At 32.4% G+C, this 16,244-nt stretch carries 14 protein-coding genes; all 14 read left to right on the top strand.

Annotated elements, in window-relative coordinates; translation table 11 throughout:
• Positions 1–7: 7 nt before the first annotated feature.
• Positions 8–1,015: an aspartate-semialdehyde dehydrogenase gene (locus AC5SLZ_RS06320; protein WP_494615453.1), complete on the top strand. Its 1,008-nt coding sequence runs from the start codon at positions 8–10 to the stop codon at positions 1,013–1,015.
• Complete coding sequence (gene sdhC / locus AC5SLZ_RS06315; RefSeq protein ID WP_494615452.1) at positions 1,005–1,388, top strand: succinate dehydrogenase, cytochrome b556 subunit; 384 nt, start codon at positions 1,005–1,007, stop codon at positions 1,386–1,388. The genes AC5SLZ_RS06320 and sdhC overlap by 11 nt, the downstream gene beginning before the upstream one ends.
• A gap of 1 nt (position 1,389) precedes the next feature.
• Positions 1,390–1,716, top strand: coding sequence for a succinate dehydrogenase, hydrophobic membrane anchor protein (gene sdhD / locus AC5SLZ_RS06310; protein WP_494615450.1), 327 nt, complete (start codon positions 1,390–1,392; stop codon positions 1,714–1,716).
• Positions 1,716–3,491 (top strand): succinate dehydrogenase flavoprotein subunit, encoded by a 1,776-nt coding sequence (sdhA, locus tag AC5SLZ_RS06305; RefSeq protein ID WP_028036000.1) that lies wholly within the window; start codon positions 1,716–1,718, stop codon positions 3,489–3,491. The genes sdhD and sdhA overlap by 1 nt, the downstream gene beginning before the upstream one ends.
• On the top strand, positions 3,491–4,270 hold the full coding sequence (locus tag AC5SLZ_RS06300; protein ID WP_028035999.1) for a succinate dehydrogenase iron-sulfur subunit: 780 nt from the start codon (positions 3,491–3,493) through the stop codon (positions 4,268–4,270). The genes sdhA and AC5SLZ_RS06300 overlap by 1 nt, the downstream gene beginning before the upstream one ends.
• Positions 4,271–4,309: 39 nt before the next feature.
• Positions 4,310–5,803, top strand: coding sequence for a CoA-acylating methylmalonate-semialdehyde dehydrogenase (locus tag AC5SLZ_RS06295; RefSeq protein WP_028035998.1), 1,494 nt, complete (start codon positions 4,310–4,312; stop codon positions 5,801–5,803).
• Between the two features lie 9 nt (positions 5,804–5,812).
• Complete coding sequence (gene mdh / locus AC5SLZ_RS06290) at positions 5,813–6,775, top strand: malate dehydrogenase (RefSeq protein ID WP_028035997.1); 963 nt, start codon at positions 5,813–5,815, stop codon at positions 6,773–6,775.
• A gap of 2 nt (positions 6,776–6,777) precedes the next feature.
• Positions 6,778–7,938 (top strand): ADP-forming succinate--CoA ligase subunit beta, encoded by a 1,161-nt coding sequence (gene sucC, locus AC5SLZ_RS06285; protein ID WP_494615448.1) that lies wholly within the window; start codon positions 6,778–6,780, stop codon positions 7,936–7,938.
• Position 7,939: 1 nt separating this feature from the next.
• Entirely contained in the window at positions 7,940–8,815 is an 876-nt protein-coding gene (gene sucD, locus AC5SLZ_RS06280; RefSeq protein WP_494615446.1) for a succinate--CoA ligase subunit alpha, read from the top strand.
• Positions 8,816–8,849: 34 nt separating this feature from the next.
• Positions 8,850–11,759 carry a 2-oxoglutarate dehydrogenase E1 component gene (locus AC5SLZ_RS06275; protein ID WP_494615445.1) on the top strand — a complete coding sequence of 970 codons (2,910 nt, stop codon included), beginning with the start codon at positions 8,850–8,852 and terminating at the stop codon, positions 11,757–11,759.
• A 6-nt stretch (positions 11,760–11,765) separates the two neighbouring features.
• Complete coding sequence (gene odhB / locus AC5SLZ_RS06270) at positions 11,766–13,085, top strand: 2-oxoglutarate dehydrogenase complex dihydrolipoyllysine-residue succinyltransferase (RefSeq protein WP_494615443.1); 1,320 nt, start codon at positions 11,766–11,768, stop codon at positions 13,083–13,085.
• Positions 13,086–14,486 (top strand): dihydrolipoyl dehydrogenase, encoded by a 1,401-nt coding sequence (gene lpdA / locus AC5SLZ_RS06265; RefSeq protein WP_028035992.1) that lies wholly within the window; start codon positions 13,086–13,088, stop codon positions 14,484–14,486.
• 240 nt (positions 14,487–14,726) lie between these two features.
• Complete coding sequence (locus AC5SLZ_RS06260; RefSeq protein ID WP_494615441.1) at positions 14,727–15,503, top strand: heparin lyase I family protein; 777 nt, start codon at positions 14,727–14,729, stop codon at positions 15,501–15,503.
• Positions 15,504–15,821: 318 nt separating this feature from the next.
• Entirely contained in the window at positions 15,822–16,211 is a 390-nt protein-coding gene (locus AC5SLZ_RS06255; RefSeq protein ID WP_494615440.1) for a hypothetical protein, read from the top strand.
• The last annotated feature ends 33 nt before the right edge of the window (positions 16,212–16,244 follow it).

Here is a 16,244-nt window from a genome sequence, read left to right as displayed (position 1 = left end):
CAAAATCATGAATATAGCTATCGTTGGAGCCACTGGTAATGTTGGTAGAAAAATATTGGAAGTTCTGAAAAAGAAAGAGCTAGCTATAGATAGTTTATATTTACTAGCCTCATCTAGAAGTGCTGGATCTAAAATTAATTTTAATGGAAAAGAACATGAGGTAATTGATCTTGAAACTTTTGATTTTTCGAAAGTAAAAATAACCTTTTTTGCAGCCGGAGGAAAAATTTCAGAAAACTTTGCTGAAATTGCAGCCAAGCATTCTTTAGTAATTGATAATTCAAGTTTTTATAGAATGGACCCCGATGTTCCTTTAATAGTGCCCCAGGTAAACTCAGATCATTTAAACAATATAAAGAAAAATATTATTGCAAATCCAAACTGCTCAACAGCTCAACTTGTTATAGCTTTAAAGCCGTTGCATGATTTATTTAAAATTAAAAGAATAGTTGTTTCAACTTATCAATCAGTTTCAGGAGGTGGAAAAGCTCCTATGGATGAATTGATAGAACAAACAAAGCAGGTGCTTCAAAATAATAAAGTTGAGTCTAAAAACTTTACAAAACAAATTGCATTTAATGCAATTCCCCACATAGATGTATTTGCAGATGATGGTTATACAAAAGAAGAGCTTAAAATGACAAATGAAACCAAAAAGATTTTAGATAGTAATATAGATCTAACAGCTACATGTGTAAGATTACCTGTATTAGTTTCACACTCAGAGTCAGCTAACATAGAATTTGAAAAACCATTTACATTAGAAAAAGTTAGAGAAGCTTTAGATAATTTTGAAGGTTGTAAAGTAATTGATGAACGGACTGATGGAGGTTATTCAACTCCTTTAGAGGCAGAAGGCGAAGATGAAACTTTTATTTCAAGAATAAGGGAAGATAAAACTGTAACTAATGGTTTAAATATGTGGATTGTATCTGATAATCTTTTAAGAGGTGCAGCCTTAAATGCAGTTGAGATTGCAGAAACATTAATTAAAAATAATTTTTATGGAAAATAAAAGCCCACTATCCCCACATATACAGATCTATAGATGGCACATCTCATCTTTAGTATCTATTTCTCACAGAATAACAGGAATTATTAATATTGTTGCAATCACCCTAATTTGTATGTGGGTTTCTTTATTAGTTTTGGGAGAAGCAAACTACAATCTTGTAGACCAATTCCTAGAGTCTATCTTTGGTAAATTTATTGTATTGGGATTAGTTTGGTCTTTTAGTTTTCAAATGTTAAGTGAGGTCAGACATCTAATAATGGATATGGGCTATGGTTTTGAATTACAAACAACTCGTATATCTGGTCTCATGGTTATTTTTGGATCATTTTTATTAACTATTTTAATTTATTTAATAGGTAAAAATTTTATTTAAGATGAATTTAGCAACAAAAAAATGGATATTTCTTAAGATATCATCGGTAATTTTATTACCTTTAATGCTTTGGTTTATTATTAATTTTGTAAATGTTTATGACAATGACTACTTAGAGGTCGTAAAATTTTTTACTACCCCAGCTTCTAAGTTTTTATTTATCTTGTTTATTATTTTTGCTTATTTTTTTTCTTCACTAACCATAAGTGAGGTTTTTGAAGACTATATAGCTGATGATAAAATCAAATATGTCGCAAACAGACTGTTATTTATTTCTGCTATAATCATTCCAATATTAACAATTATTTTTTTATTTAATCTTAACTAATGAGTTCTTACAAAATTATTGATCATGAATATGATGTTGTTGTTCTTGGAGCAGGTGGATCTGGTTTAAGAGCTGCCGTAGGTTTAAGTGAGGCTGGATTAAAAACAGCATGTATTTCAAAAGTTTTTCCAACAAGAAGTCACACTTCTGCTGCCCAAGGTGGTATTTCAGCAGCTTTAGGAAATATGGGTGAAGATGATTGGAGATGGCACATGTATGACACTGTTAAGGGTGCTGATTGGTTAGGTGATCAAGATAGTATTGAGTATTTATGCAAAGAAGCTCCGAAAGCAGTAATAGAATTGGAAAAATATGGTGTTCCGTTTAGTAGGACTGAAGAAGGTAAAATTTATCAAAGACCTTTTGGTGGAATGACTAAAAATTATGGCAATGGAATAGTTCAAAGAACTTGCGCAGCAGCAGATAGAACGGGTCATGCAATACTACACACTCTTTATGGACAAGCTTTAAAACATAATACAGAATTTTTTATAGAATATTTTGCTTTAGATTTATTGATGAAAGATGGAGAGTGCAAAGGATTAATAGCATGGAATTTAAATGATGGAACAATTCATAGATTTAGAGCACATACAGTAATTATTGCAACAGGGGGTTACGGAAAAGTTTACTATTCAGCAACATCAGCACATACATGTACAGGTGATGGAAATGCAATGGTGTTAAGAGCTGGATTACCTTTGCAAGATATGGAGTTTGTACAATTTCATCCAACAGGAATATATGGTCATGGTACTTTAATAACAGAAGGAGCCAGAGGTGAAGGTGGTTATCTTACGAATTCAAAAGGTGAGAGATTTATGGAAAGATATGCGCCTAATGCAAAAGATCTAGCATCAAGAGACGTAGTAAGTAGATCAATGTCTATTGAAATTAATGAGGGAAGAGGAGTTGGAAAAGATCAAGATCATGTTCATTTAAATCTAAGCCATTTAGATAAAGAAATCATTGAAAGTAGATTGCCAGGTATTACTGATGCTGCAAGATTATTTGCAAATGTTGATGTTACTAAGGAACCAATTCCAGTTGTACCAACTGTTCATTATAATATGGGTGGTATTCCAACAAATTACAAAGGAGAAGTATTGACAGTGAATGGCTCTGAAAAAACAGTTCCAGGACTAATGGCAATTGGTGAGGCAGCTTGTGTTTCAGTTCATGGAGCTAATAGATTAGGTTCAAATTCTCTTATTGATTTAGTAGTGTTTGGTCGAGCAGCAGCAAAGAGAGCTGCTGAGCTAGTTAAACCCGGAACACCTCATGAAGAAATTAGTGAGAATGAAACACAAAAATGTATTGATAGATTTGATAAAATTAGAAATGCTGATGGAGACACTGGTACAGCTGAATTAAGACTTGAGATGCAAAAAACAATGCAATCTAAATGTGCAGTTTTTAGAACAGAAAAAACTCTTAAAGAAGGAGTTGATGAAATAAGAAAAACTTATGATGGACTAGACTCTATATCGGTAAAAGATAAATCATTAGTATTTAATACTGATTTAGTTGAAACTTTAGAGTTTGATAATTTAATTAGACAAGCAGTAGTAACAGTAGACTCTGCGTATAATAGAAAAGAAAGCAGAGGAGCACATGCTCGAGAAGATTATCCTAAAAGAGATGATGAAAAATTTATGCAACATACACTTGCTTGGTGTGATGGCAAAAATACAAAGATTGGTTATAGAGAGGTACATAAGTCAACTTTAACAAATGAAGTACAATATTTCCCACCACAAGAAAGAGTTTATTAATGGTTCAAATAAATTTACCTAAAAATTCTGAAGTAACTAAAGGTAAATATTATCAAGATAAAACTAGTTCAAAAAATATAAGAAAAGTTAATGTCTATAGATGGGACCCCTCTACAGGAGAAAACCCTAGAATAGATACTTATGAAGTGGACATGAATAATTGTCCATCAAAAGTTTTAGATATTCTTAATAAAATTAAAAATGAAATTGATCCAACATTAGCTTACCGTAGATCTTGTGCTCATGGAGTTTGTGGATCTTGCGCTATGAACATGGGAGGCAAAAATGGTCTTGCATGTACTACACCACACGCAGAAATTGATGGAGATATAGATATTTATCCTTTACCACACTTAAAAGTTAAAAGAGATTTGATTGGTGACCTAGATGGCCTTTACAAGCAATATCAATCAATTGAGCCTTGGTTAAAAAATAATTCAACAAAAGAAACAGCTGAAATAGTTCAGTCAAAAGAAGAAAGAGCCAAACTTGATGGAGCATATGAGTGTATTATGTGTGCATGTTGCTCAACATCTTGTCCGAGTTACTGGTGGAATGGTGATAAATATTTAGGTCCTGCAGTTCTCCTTCAAGCTTACAGATGGATAGTTGATAGTAGAGACGAAGAAAGAAAAGCAAGATTAAAAAAAGTTGCCGATGAATTAAAACTTTATAGATGTCACACTATTTTAAATTGTACTAGTGCATGTCCAAAAGGCTTAAATCCTGCAAAAGCAATAGCTGAATTAAAAAAAATGATAGCTACAGCCAATGTTTAAATAGACTAATAAGTATTTTTGATCTAAAACACCCTATTCATGAAATTAATCGAACACTATGTAGGTGGAAAAATTATTCCAGGTAATTCTGATAGAAAAGCAAAAGTTTCTAACCCTGCGACTGGAGAACAAGAGTCTGAGGTAAGACTTGCTTCAAAATCAGATTTAGATCTAGCAGTCGAGGTTGCAAAAAAAGCATTTGAAACTTGGTCTTTAAAACCTGCTCTCCAAAGAGCGAGGGTAATGTTTAAATTTAAAGAATTGATAGAAAAAAATTCTGATGAACTTACAAAACTAATAGTTTCTGAACATGGAAAAGTTTATGAAGATGCAAGGGGCTCATTGACTAGAGGATTAGAAGTTGTTGAGTTTGCATGTGGAATCCCAAATTTATTAAAAGGTGAATTTTCTGAAAATGTAGGAACAAATGTAGATAGCTGGTCTATGAGACAATCATTAGGAGTTGTTGCGGGAATTACACCGTTCAATTTTCCAGCAATGGTTCCAATGTGGATGTTCCCAATAGCTATTGCATGCGGAAATACATTTATACTTAAACCATCGGAAAAAGATCCCTCATGTCCAATGAGATTAGCTGAGTTGCTTACAGAGGCTGGACTGCCAGATGGTGTATTTAATGTAGTCAATGGTGATAAAGAGTCTGTAGATGCAATTTTAGAAAATAAAGACATTAAAGCAGTCAGTTTTGTAGGCTCAACACCTATAGCAAAATATATTTATGAAAATTCAGCTAAAAATGAAAAAAGAGTTCAAGCATTAGGGGGAGCTAAAAATCACTTAGTCGTTATGCCTGATTGTGATTTAGATGGAGCTGTAAATGGATTAATGGGTGCTGCGTATGGTTCTGCTGGAGAGAGATGCATGGCCCAATCAGTTGCGTTAGCTGTTGGAGATATTGGTGATGAATTGGTATCAAGATTATCAAAAAAAGCGGAGGCTTTAAAAGTTGGTCCAGGCATGGATAAAACTTCTGAAATGGGACCTTTAGTTACTAAAGAGCATTTAGAAAAAGTTAAAAGCTATGTAGACCTTGGTGTTGAAGAGGGAGCAAAACTAGTTGTAGATGGAAGAAACTTAAAACTTCAAGGTTATGAAAATGGTTTTTATATAGGTGGTTGTTTGTTTGACCATGTTAATAAAGATATGAGAATTTATAAAGAAGAGATATTTGGTCCAGTATTATCAGTTGTCAGAGTAAAAACTTTTGAAGATGCAGTTAAGTTAATTAATGATCATGAATATGGAAATGGAGTTAGCATTTACACAAGAGACGGTGATGCAGGAAGAACTTTTGCAAATAAAATTCAAGTAGGTATGGTTGGTATTAATGTTCCAATACCAGTTCCAATGGCGTTCCATAGTTTTGGTGGATGGAAAAGATCTTTATTTGGAGATAGTGGAATGCACGGCATGGAAGGAATAAAATTTTATACAAAATTAAAAACAGTAACATCAAGGTGGCCATCTGGTGTCCGTTCAAATGCGGAATTTGTGATGCCAACAATGAAATAAGGAAAAAAAATGAGTAAAATATCTTTAATTGGTGCAGGTCAAATAGGTGGAACTTTAGCACACCTAATTGGAACAAAAGAATTGGTAGATGAAGTAGTTTTATTTGATGTCGCAAGTGGAATAGCAAAAGGAAAAGCGCTTGATATAGCACAATCTTCATCAGTAGATGGTTTTAATGTAAAATTTTCAGGCACAGACAATTATGAAGACATTAAAGACTCAGATGTAATCATTATTACTGCTGGAGTGCCAAGAAAACCAGGCATGAGTAGAGATGATTTGTTAGGCATTAATTTAAAGATTATTAAACAAGTAGCAGAGGGAATTAAACAAAATGCTCCTAACGCTTTTGTTATATGTATTACTAATCCTTTGGATGTAATGGTTATGGCATTTCAAAAATTTTCTGGTTTACCAGCTAACAAGGTTGTTGGTATGGCTGGAATTTTAGATAGTTCAAGATTTAAATTATTTTTATCTTTAGAACTAAATATTCCAGTTAAAGAAATAGATGCAATGGTAATGGGTGGACATGGAGATACAATGGTACCAATGCCTAGATTTACGAAAGTTTCAGGAAAACCTTTACTTGATTTAGTAAAAGAGGGAAAAATTTCTCAAGAAAGATTAGAGGAAATTAATCAAAGAACCAGAGATGGTGGAGCTGAGATAGTTAAATATCTAGAAAAAGGATCTGCATTTTATGCGCCTGCAGCATCAGGGGTTCAAATGGCAGAAGCATATTTAAAAGATGAAAAAAAATTACTACCATGCGCTATTCAGCTAAATGGAGAGTATGGTGTGAGCAATGTTTATGCGGGTGTTCCGGTGATTATTGGAAATGATGGAGTAGAAAAAATTGAGCAAGTTGATTTAGATGAAAAAGAAAAAAAAGAATTTATGCATTCCATTGATGCAGTAAAAGCTCTTTGGGATGCGGCATCTAAAATAGATCCTGATCTTTCTAAGTAATAATGAATATTCACGAACATCAAGCTAAAAAAATTTTAAAGAAATATGGGGCAACTGTCCCAGAGGGTGTATTTGCCCTCACTGTTGATGAATTAGTAGAAAAAGCAAAATCATTAAATACAAAAAAATATGTTTTAAAAGCTCAGATCCATGCTGGAGGAAGAGGTAAAGCAGGGGGTGTAAAAATTATAGACACTATTGAGGAGTTAAGTGAAGCAGCAAAAGAGCTAATGGGAAAAACATTGGTAACTCATCAAACAGGTCCTGAGGGAAGAGAGGTTAAAAGATTATATGTAGAAGAGTCTTCAAATATAGATAAAGAGTTTTATTTATCTTGTTTGGTTGATAGAGCTAGTTCAAAAATAGCCTTTATATCTAGCGATCAAGGTGGAATGGATATAGAAGAAGTAGCAAGCAGTACACCTGAAAAAATTATAACAACTAAAGTTGATATAAATAATGAAATTTCAGATAAAGATTGTGAGGTGATAGTTAAGATCTTTAGCTTAAGTGATAGTGCAAAAGCACAAGCAATTTCACTAATAAAATCAATTTATCAAATGTTTATAAACACTGATGCAAATATGGTTGAAGTCAATCCATTAATTTTAACTAAAGAAGAAAAAATGATTTGTTTAGATGCAAAAGTAAATTTTGACTCTAACGCTTTATTTAGACACCCAGAAATTATTGAACTAAGAGATTTAAATGAAGAAGATCCAACAGAGATAGAAGCAAGCAAACATGATTTAGCTTATATAAAACTGGATGGAAGTATTGGCTGCATGGTTAATGGAGCAGGATTAGCTATGGCAACTATGGATATAATTAAATTATATGGAAAAGAGCCAGCTAATTTTTTAGATGTAGGTGGTGGAGCTTCAAAAGAAAAAGTTTCAGCTGCTTTAAAGATAATTCTATCAGACAAAAATGTTAAAGGAATTTTAGTTAATATTTTTGGAGGAATAATGAGATGTGATGTTCTTGCTCAAGGAGTTGTTGATGCAGCAAAAGAAATAAATATTAGTGTTCCACTAGTTGTTAGACTTGCAGGAACAAATTTTAAAGAGGGAAAAGAAATATTAGATAACTCAGGATTAAAATTAATATCAGCTGAAAATCTAGATGATGCAGCAAAAAAAATTGTTGAAGCAATAAAATAATATGTCTGTTTTAGTAAACAAAAATACAAAAGTAATTTGCCAAGGTTTTACAGGTGCACATGGTACTTTTCACTCTGAACAAGCAATAAAATATGGAACCAATTTAGTTGGTGGAGTAACTCCTAAAAAAGGTGGTCAAAAGCATTTAGATCGTCCTGTTTTTAATAGTGTTGTTGAAGCAAAAAATAGTGTTGGCGCAGACGCAACGATGATTTATGTGCCTGCAAAATTTGCTGCAGCAGCTATTATAGAAGCAATAGATGCATCTGTAGAATTAATTGTTTGTATTACAGAAGGTATTCCGGTTCAGGATATGCTTAAAGTAAGACAAAAATTAAACGGTTCAAAAAGTAGATTGATTGGACCAAATTGCCCAGGAATAATTACCCCAGATGAATGCAAAATTGGAATTATGCCAGGAAATATTCATAAAAGAGGATCAGTTGGAATTGTATCAAGATCTGGAACACTTACTTACGAGGCAGTTGCACAAACAACTGAAAATGGCTTGGGTCAATCAACCTGTATTGGTATTGGAGGTGACCCAATTAACGGAACAAACTTTATTGATTGTTTAGATTTATTTTTGAATGATGAAGAAACAGAGTCCATTTTAATGATAGGAGAAATAGGTGGCACAGCAGAAGAAGAAGCTTCAGAATTTGTTAAGAATCACAAAGTCAAAAAACCAATAGTTGGTTTTATTGCAGGAATTACAGCTCCCCCAGGACGTAGAATGGGCCATGCAGGAGCCATTATTTCAGGAGGAAAAGGTGGTGCTGAAGATAAGATTAAAAAAATGGAAGAATCAGGGATTACTGTCGCTAAATCGCCATCAATAATTGGAAAAACTTTATTTAATAAATTGTCGAATTGAAAAATAATATTAGAGGATTATATTAAATAAATAGATGTCATCATCAAAAAATCTTGAATACGAAAAAACTTCATTTTTAAACAAATCTAACAGTGCATTTATTGAACGGATGTACCTTAAATTTGTTAATAAAGATGCAGATTTACCAGATAGTTGGAAAGATTATTTTGAAGGAATTGGAGATGAATTAAATATTATTGCAAAAGAAATTAATGGCCCTTCTTGGGGGCCTAAAAAAAATACAATAGATATTGATGAGCTGCAGAAAAAAATTGATCAAGAGGATCATAATTTCAACGGCACTGTTTCTCAGAACGGTAGTGTAAATTTAAATTCACCTGGATCAAACGAAGACTCGATAAAAGCTGTTTCAATGATTAGGTCATACAGACAACGAGGACACCTTATTGCTAAACTTGACCCACTTGATTTAATTAAATCAGATTATCTAGATGAACTTCATCCAGAGTCTTTTGGTTTTAAAAAAAATGATTATCTAAAAAATATTTATCTCGGTGGAGTAATCAACAAACAGAATTCAAATATTAAAGATATATTAAGTTTTTTAAAAAAAACTTATTGTGGACCAGTTGGTTATGAATATATGCACATATCAAATCCCACTGAGAGAAAATGGTTTAGAGATAGAATTGAAAAATCAGAAGATAATTTAAATTTTACTAAAAATGGTAAAGAAGCAATTTTAAATAAATTAATCCAAGCTGAAGGTTTTGAAAAATTTCTTCATACAAAATATGTTGGGACTAAAAGATTTGGATTAGATGGGGGTGAAAGCTTAATACCTGCTTTGGAACAGATAATTAAGATTAGTGGTCAGTCACAAGTAAAAGAAGTTAAGATAGGTATGTCTCATAGAGGAAGGCTAAATGTTTTAGCCAACGTATTGCAAAAGTCATATAAAAGAATATTTAATGAGTTTGCCGGAGAGTTCGCAACTTCATCGGACGAGGGTGCAGGAGATGTAAAATATCATTTAGGTGCTTCATCTAATAGAGAGTTTGATGGAAATTCAGTACATGTAAGTTTAACCGATAATCCATCACACTTAGAGGCTGTAAATCCAGTGGTACTTGGCCAAACTAGAGCAAAACAATATTTTCACAAAGATAAACAAAGAAACAAAGTAATACCAATTTTAATTCATGGTGATGCAGCATTTGCTGGACAAGGTGTTGTAGCTGAATGTTTTGCGATGTCTGGACTACCTGGTCACAATACTGGTGGTACAATTCATATAATAGTTAATAATCAGATAGGATTTACTACTAGCCCAAGGTTTGCAAGATCTTCCCCATATCCTTCTGACATAGCAAAAATGGTTGATGCTCCGATAATTCATGCTAATGGAGATGATCCAGAAGCAGTTGTTTATGCGGCTAGAATAGCTACTGAGTTTAGATTAAAGTTTAATAGAGATGTGGTTGTAGATCTGATTTGTTACAGAAGGTTTGGTCATAACGAAGGAGATGAACCAGCGTTTACCCAACCTTTGATGTATGAAAAAATTAGATCACACCCTTCCACAATAAAAGTTTATGGAAAAAAACTTGTAGATGAAAATATTTTATCAAGTGAAAGTTTAGAAAATTCGATAAAAACTTTTAAAGATTTGCTTGATGATCAATTTAAAAGCGCAAAAGATTACAAACCAAAAATTGCTTGGTTTGAAGGGACATGGTCAGCTTATAAACCAGAAAAAGGAAAAGATAAAAGAGGGGTAACAGGTGCAGATACCAAAAAGCTATTAGAAATTTCAGAAAAAATAAATGCATCTTTTGAAGAATTAAATTTACACAAAACAATAGTTAAAATTCTTAATATTAGAAAAGAGTCTGTTAAAAAAGGACAAAATATTGATTGGTCTACTGCTGAAGCTTTAGCATTTGGATCATTATTAGAAGAGGGATATCCAGTAAGATTAGTGGGTCAAGACTCTGGGAGAGGAACTTTTAGTCAAAGACATTCTGTTTTAAGAAATCAAAAAAATAATAGTCGATACGTTCCTTTGAATAATATTTCAAACACTCAAAAACAATTTGAAGTTGTTGATAGTTTTTTATCAGAATTAGCAGTATTAGGATTCGAGTATGGCTATAGTTTGGTTGAACCTAATACCCTTACCTTATGGGAGGCACAGTTTGGAGATTTTGCAAATGGTGCTCAGGTTGTAATTGATCAATTTATTGCATCAGGAGAGAGAAAATGGAGAAGAGCCTCTGGATTGGTAATGCTGCTGCCCCATGGTTATGAAGGTCAAGGTCCAGAACATTCATCAGCTAGATTAGAAAGATTCTTACAATTGTGTTCAAATGATAATATGCAAGTTATGAATTGTACAACTCCTGCAAATTATTTTCATGCTCTAAGAAGACAAATGCATAGAGATTTTAGAAAGCCCTTGATTATGATGACTCCAAAATCTCTACTTAGAAATAAATATTGTGTTTCAAATTTAGAAGATTTTAGTAAGTCGAATTCTTTTCATAGAATACTTTGGGATCATGCAATAGATCCACAAACTAAGGGTTTTATAAAATTAAAAGAAAGTTCAAAAATTAAAAAAGTAATTATGTGTTCAGGAAAAGTTTATTTTGATTTACTAGAAGCTAGAGAAAAATTAAAAAAAGATGATGTCATTTTGTTTAGAATAGAACAACTTTACCCATTTCCAGCAAAAACTCTTGTGAAAGAGCTTAAACCATATGTTAAAAATGCTAAGTTTTTTTGGTGCCAGGAAGAGCCTAAAAATATGGGTGCTTGGTTTTCGGTCAGAGATTATATCCAATGGACATTAGATACTATTAAGGCTAATAATAACAAAATTTCTTATATAGGAAGAAGCCCTGATGCATCTCCTGCAACTGGATATGCGAAGAGGCACATTTCTCAACAACAAGAAATAATTAATAAGGTTTTTGAATAATTAGAAATGAGTGAAAAAATTGTAGTTCCTGTTCTTGGTGAGAGTATTACTGAGGCAACAGTAGCAAAATGGCTAAAAAATACTGGTGATGCAGTTGAAGCAGACGAGCCAATTGTGGAACTTGAAACAGATAAAGTTAATCTTGAAGTACCATCGCCAGTAAAAGGTATTTTAACTGAAATAAATTCAAAAGATGGTTCAGTGGTAGAAGTAGGAGCATTGCTTGGCACAGTATCAGAAATTGGATCAGCCGTGGCAGTTAAAAAAAAGGAACCTAAAAAAGAAAAACCTGTTCAAAAAGAAGACAATGTAATTAAATTAGACCCACCAAAAAAAGAACCAAAAATTTTCGAGGAAGAAATTAAAAAAAAAGATCAAAATGAACCATTAGTTTTAACTGATGAGGTAATAGCAGAAGAAACTCCAAAAGCTAAAAAAGAAAAACCAAAACCTAAAACTAACATAGAAAGTCAAACACTTTCACCAGCTGTTAGAAAAATTGTTGTAGAAAACAAAATAGATATTAATTCAGTTCAAGGTTCAGGAAAAGATGGAAGAGTTTTAAAAGGTGATCTAATAAATTTAATGGGAGCCAATCCTCAGCCTTCGGAAAGAAAAGTAAAGTATGGTCAAGAAGAAAGAATTAAAATGACCAGACTAAGACAAACGATAGCTAAGAGATTAAAACAAGCTCAAGAAAATGCAGCTTTATTAACTACTTTTAATGAAGTTGATATGACGAATATAATGGAAATGAGAAAAGAAAATCAGCAAGATTTTCAAAGCCGATATGGAATAAAATTGGGTTTTATGTCTTTTTTTGTTAAAGCATGTGTTGTTGCATTAAAAAATTTTCCAGCTGTAAATGCTGAAATAGATGGTGATGAAATAATTTATAAAAATTATTATAACTTAAGTTTTGCTGTAGGAACTGAAAAAGGTTTAGTAGTTCCTGTATTAAGAGATGCTGATGAATTGTCATTTGCTGACATTGAGAAAAATATTAAAGAAATTTCAGAAAAAGCAAGAGATGGAAAATTAACTATTGAAGATCTTCAAGGAGGAACATTTACAATTAGTAATGGTGGTGTTTATGGATCAATGTTATCAACACCAATTCTTAATCTTCCTCAATCTGGTGTTCTTGGAATGCATAATATTGTTGAAAGACCTGTTGTTGTTGATGGAGAAATAAAAATTAGACCCATTATGTATTTAGCTTTGTCATATGATCATAGAATAATTGACGGCAAAGAGTCAGTTTCATTTTTAAAAATGGTTAAAGAAAATTTAGAAGACCCTAGACGGTTGTTTTTGGATATTTAAATGTCAGAAAAATTTCAAGCAGTAGTAATCGGGGGAGGTCCTGGTGGATATGTTTGTGCTATTAGGCTTGCTCAGCTTGGGCTAAAAACAGCATGCATTGAATCAAGAGGATCTCTTGGAGGAACATGTTTAAATGTTGGATGTATACCCTCGAAAAGCTTACTCAACTTATCTGAAGAATTTCATAAAGTTCAAAATTTATCTAGTAAAGGAATTGAAGTTGGTGAGGTTAAGCTGAATCTTGAAAAAATGATGAAAAGTAAGGATAAAGCAGTAACCATACTTACTAAAGGTGTCGAGTTTTTATTAAAAAAAAATAAAGTAACTTATTATAGAGGAACTGGCAGCTTTAAGTCTGAAAATGAAATCTTAATTAAAGACGATAAAAATAAAGAAACTATCATTGAAGCTGAAAAAACAGTGATAGCAACTGGTTCTGTGCCAGTATCTCTACCAGGAATAGAAATTGATGAAAAAGTAATTGTATCTTCAACAGGGGCATTAAAACTAGATAAGGTTCCAAAAAAAATGGTTGTTGTGGGTGGTGGTTACATAGGGTTAGAAATGGGTTCAGTATGGTCAAGGTTAGGAGCTGAAGTGCAAGTAGTAGAATTTTTAGATCACATTACACCTGGAATGGATAAAGAAATTTCATCAGAATTTATGAAGATTTTGAAAAAACAAGGCATCAAATTTAACATGCAAAATAAAGTTGAAGCTATCCAATATAATAAAATAGGAGCAACAGTTTCAACAGTTGATAAAGATGGTAATAAAAATAATTTTGATTCTGACGTTGTACTTATTTCAGTTGGACGAAAAGCAAATACTAATGGTTTAAACCTAGAAGCTATTGGTGTTGAATTGGATGAAAGAAAAAGAGTTAAAACAGACAATACATTTAAAACTAATATTAATAATATTTATGCGATAGGTGATGTTATAAGTGGACCAATGCTTGCTCACAAAGCAGAAGATGAAGGAATTGCAGTTGCAGAAAATATTGCAGGTCAATCAGGTCATGTAAATTATGATACAATTCCCGGTGTTGTTTATACTACCCCTGAAGTAGCATCAATCGGTAAAACAGAAGAACAATTAAAAGAATTAAACACAAAATATAAAATTGGTAAGTTTTCATTCATGGCAAACTCTAGAGCAAAAGCTATAGATAACGCGGAAGGATTTGTTAAAATTTTAGCAGATGAAACTACTGATAAAGTTTTGGGTGCACACATTATTGGCCCTCATGCAGGAGAACTTATTGCAGAAATAGGTGTAGCAATGGAATTTGGTGCAAGCTCTGAAGATATTGCAAGAACTTGTCATGCCCACCCCACATTTTCAGAAGCTGTTAAAGAAGCAGCATTATCAGTAGATAAAAGAGCAATACACTCTTAACATTATCGTTCTTTTATCACCTAATAAAATAGCCACTGATTTAAAGATTTACTGTATTGTTGTTCAATAAGAATTGTTGAAATCACTTATGTTTTAAAACATTTACTTTGGATTTAATGGTGATTTTATGGTGCGAACCTAAAAAACCCTATGGTGATTCTATGGTCGATGAGTGTATTGTTGTTTTCACTAGCTCCATCACCTAGACAACTGATTAGGGGTTTGGTAGGATCTGGGTTCATGAAAAAACTTTTAGGGATTATCGTTTTAAGCTTGTTGTTGAGTGGGAATGTCTATTCTTTCGGATTACCTAAGGACGTAGGTTCTGGAAACTCCTATAAAAAAAGTTTAGAAGTTGGGTTTAAAAAACATGGAGTTAAAATAGTAGATAAAAAAGATGGATATCCAGTTAGAAATGGAGAACAGGCAGTAAGATTTGAAGTAAGACTTGGTGATTGTGGAAAAGATAAACTGCCAGGAAAATGGAATGACTGTAAAAACGATCGTCAAAGACATGAACTGTCAGGAAAATACTTCAAAGGAGAAATTTGGATAGCTTATTCAATTTATCTACCTGATGATTTTAAAAGTGTTTTTCCTGCAAAATTAGCCTTAGGACAAGTGCATCAAAAAAATAGACCGCCAAGTTTAATGTTCCAGTTAAGAGATGATGGTTATTTTGCGGATAGACAAATGAGGGGTAGAACTTTTGAAAAGAAAAAATTATTAGATTTTCAGTCAATGAAGGGTAAATGGAATGATATTCTAATTCACGCAAATTTTACAAAAGACCAAGATGGCTTTTATAAAATATGGGCCAACAACGAACTTAAATATAAATATAGTGGTATAACCTCAGAGGGAAAACCAAATTTTTTTAAGTTTGGAGTTTATCAAAGTTTTCTCAAAAGATATTCTTGGAGAAAAGATAACCAGCGATTTCCAACTCAAATAGTTTTTTATGACGAGATTAGAGTTGGAAAATCAAGAGAAGATGTAATTAAAAATTTATATTAAATAACAATTATTTTATTAGAATTGTAATATTTAGCCACGCCTCAGGCTTCAGAAATATAAATTCATTTATAAATTGACCATAAAAAAGAATTGAAATAGATTTGTAAATGTATTGGAATTACAAATTAAACTTTTGAATTAAATTTGGTTTAATGGTTTATTCATGGTGCGGAAAGTAGAAAGCAAACAGTGCGTTTAGAAGTTATGTTTATCAATAGAAGTAGAGCGGTTCAAAAAAGAACAATACACTCTTAATGTATAATTTCTATTAACAAATTGACCAAGATAAAAATTAAATTATAAAAATATGAATATAGTATGTTCAAATATATCTTAATACCATTACTAATTATTTTAAACTCATGTGGTACTATTGTTAATGATGCAAACGTGCCAGTAACACTTTCTTTTAGTGATGGGAGCTCAGGAAAATGCAAACTATCAAATAAAAGAGCACAATATTTAGTTGATGTTCCATCAACAACAATGATCAGAAGATCTGATGATGCATTAGAATTTGATTGTGAAACGGCAAATAATATGTACGGTTGGGGAAGCATTCCAAGTGGTATGGAGGGTGGAAAGGTAGCAGCCAGTGTTATTTTTTTAGATTTAGGCATAACAGATGCGATAACAGATAAATCAAGAACTTATCCACCTAGTTTTGTCATCCCAGTATCTTCAACTGGAAAAGGATTATTTGATTAATTTGGATTATCGATTTTTGAGATTGATTTAAAA

This window comes from Candidatus Pelagibacter sp. PS_06 (assembly GCF_059418045.1).
This window is presented reverse-complemented; position numbering and strand designations above follow the sequence as displayed.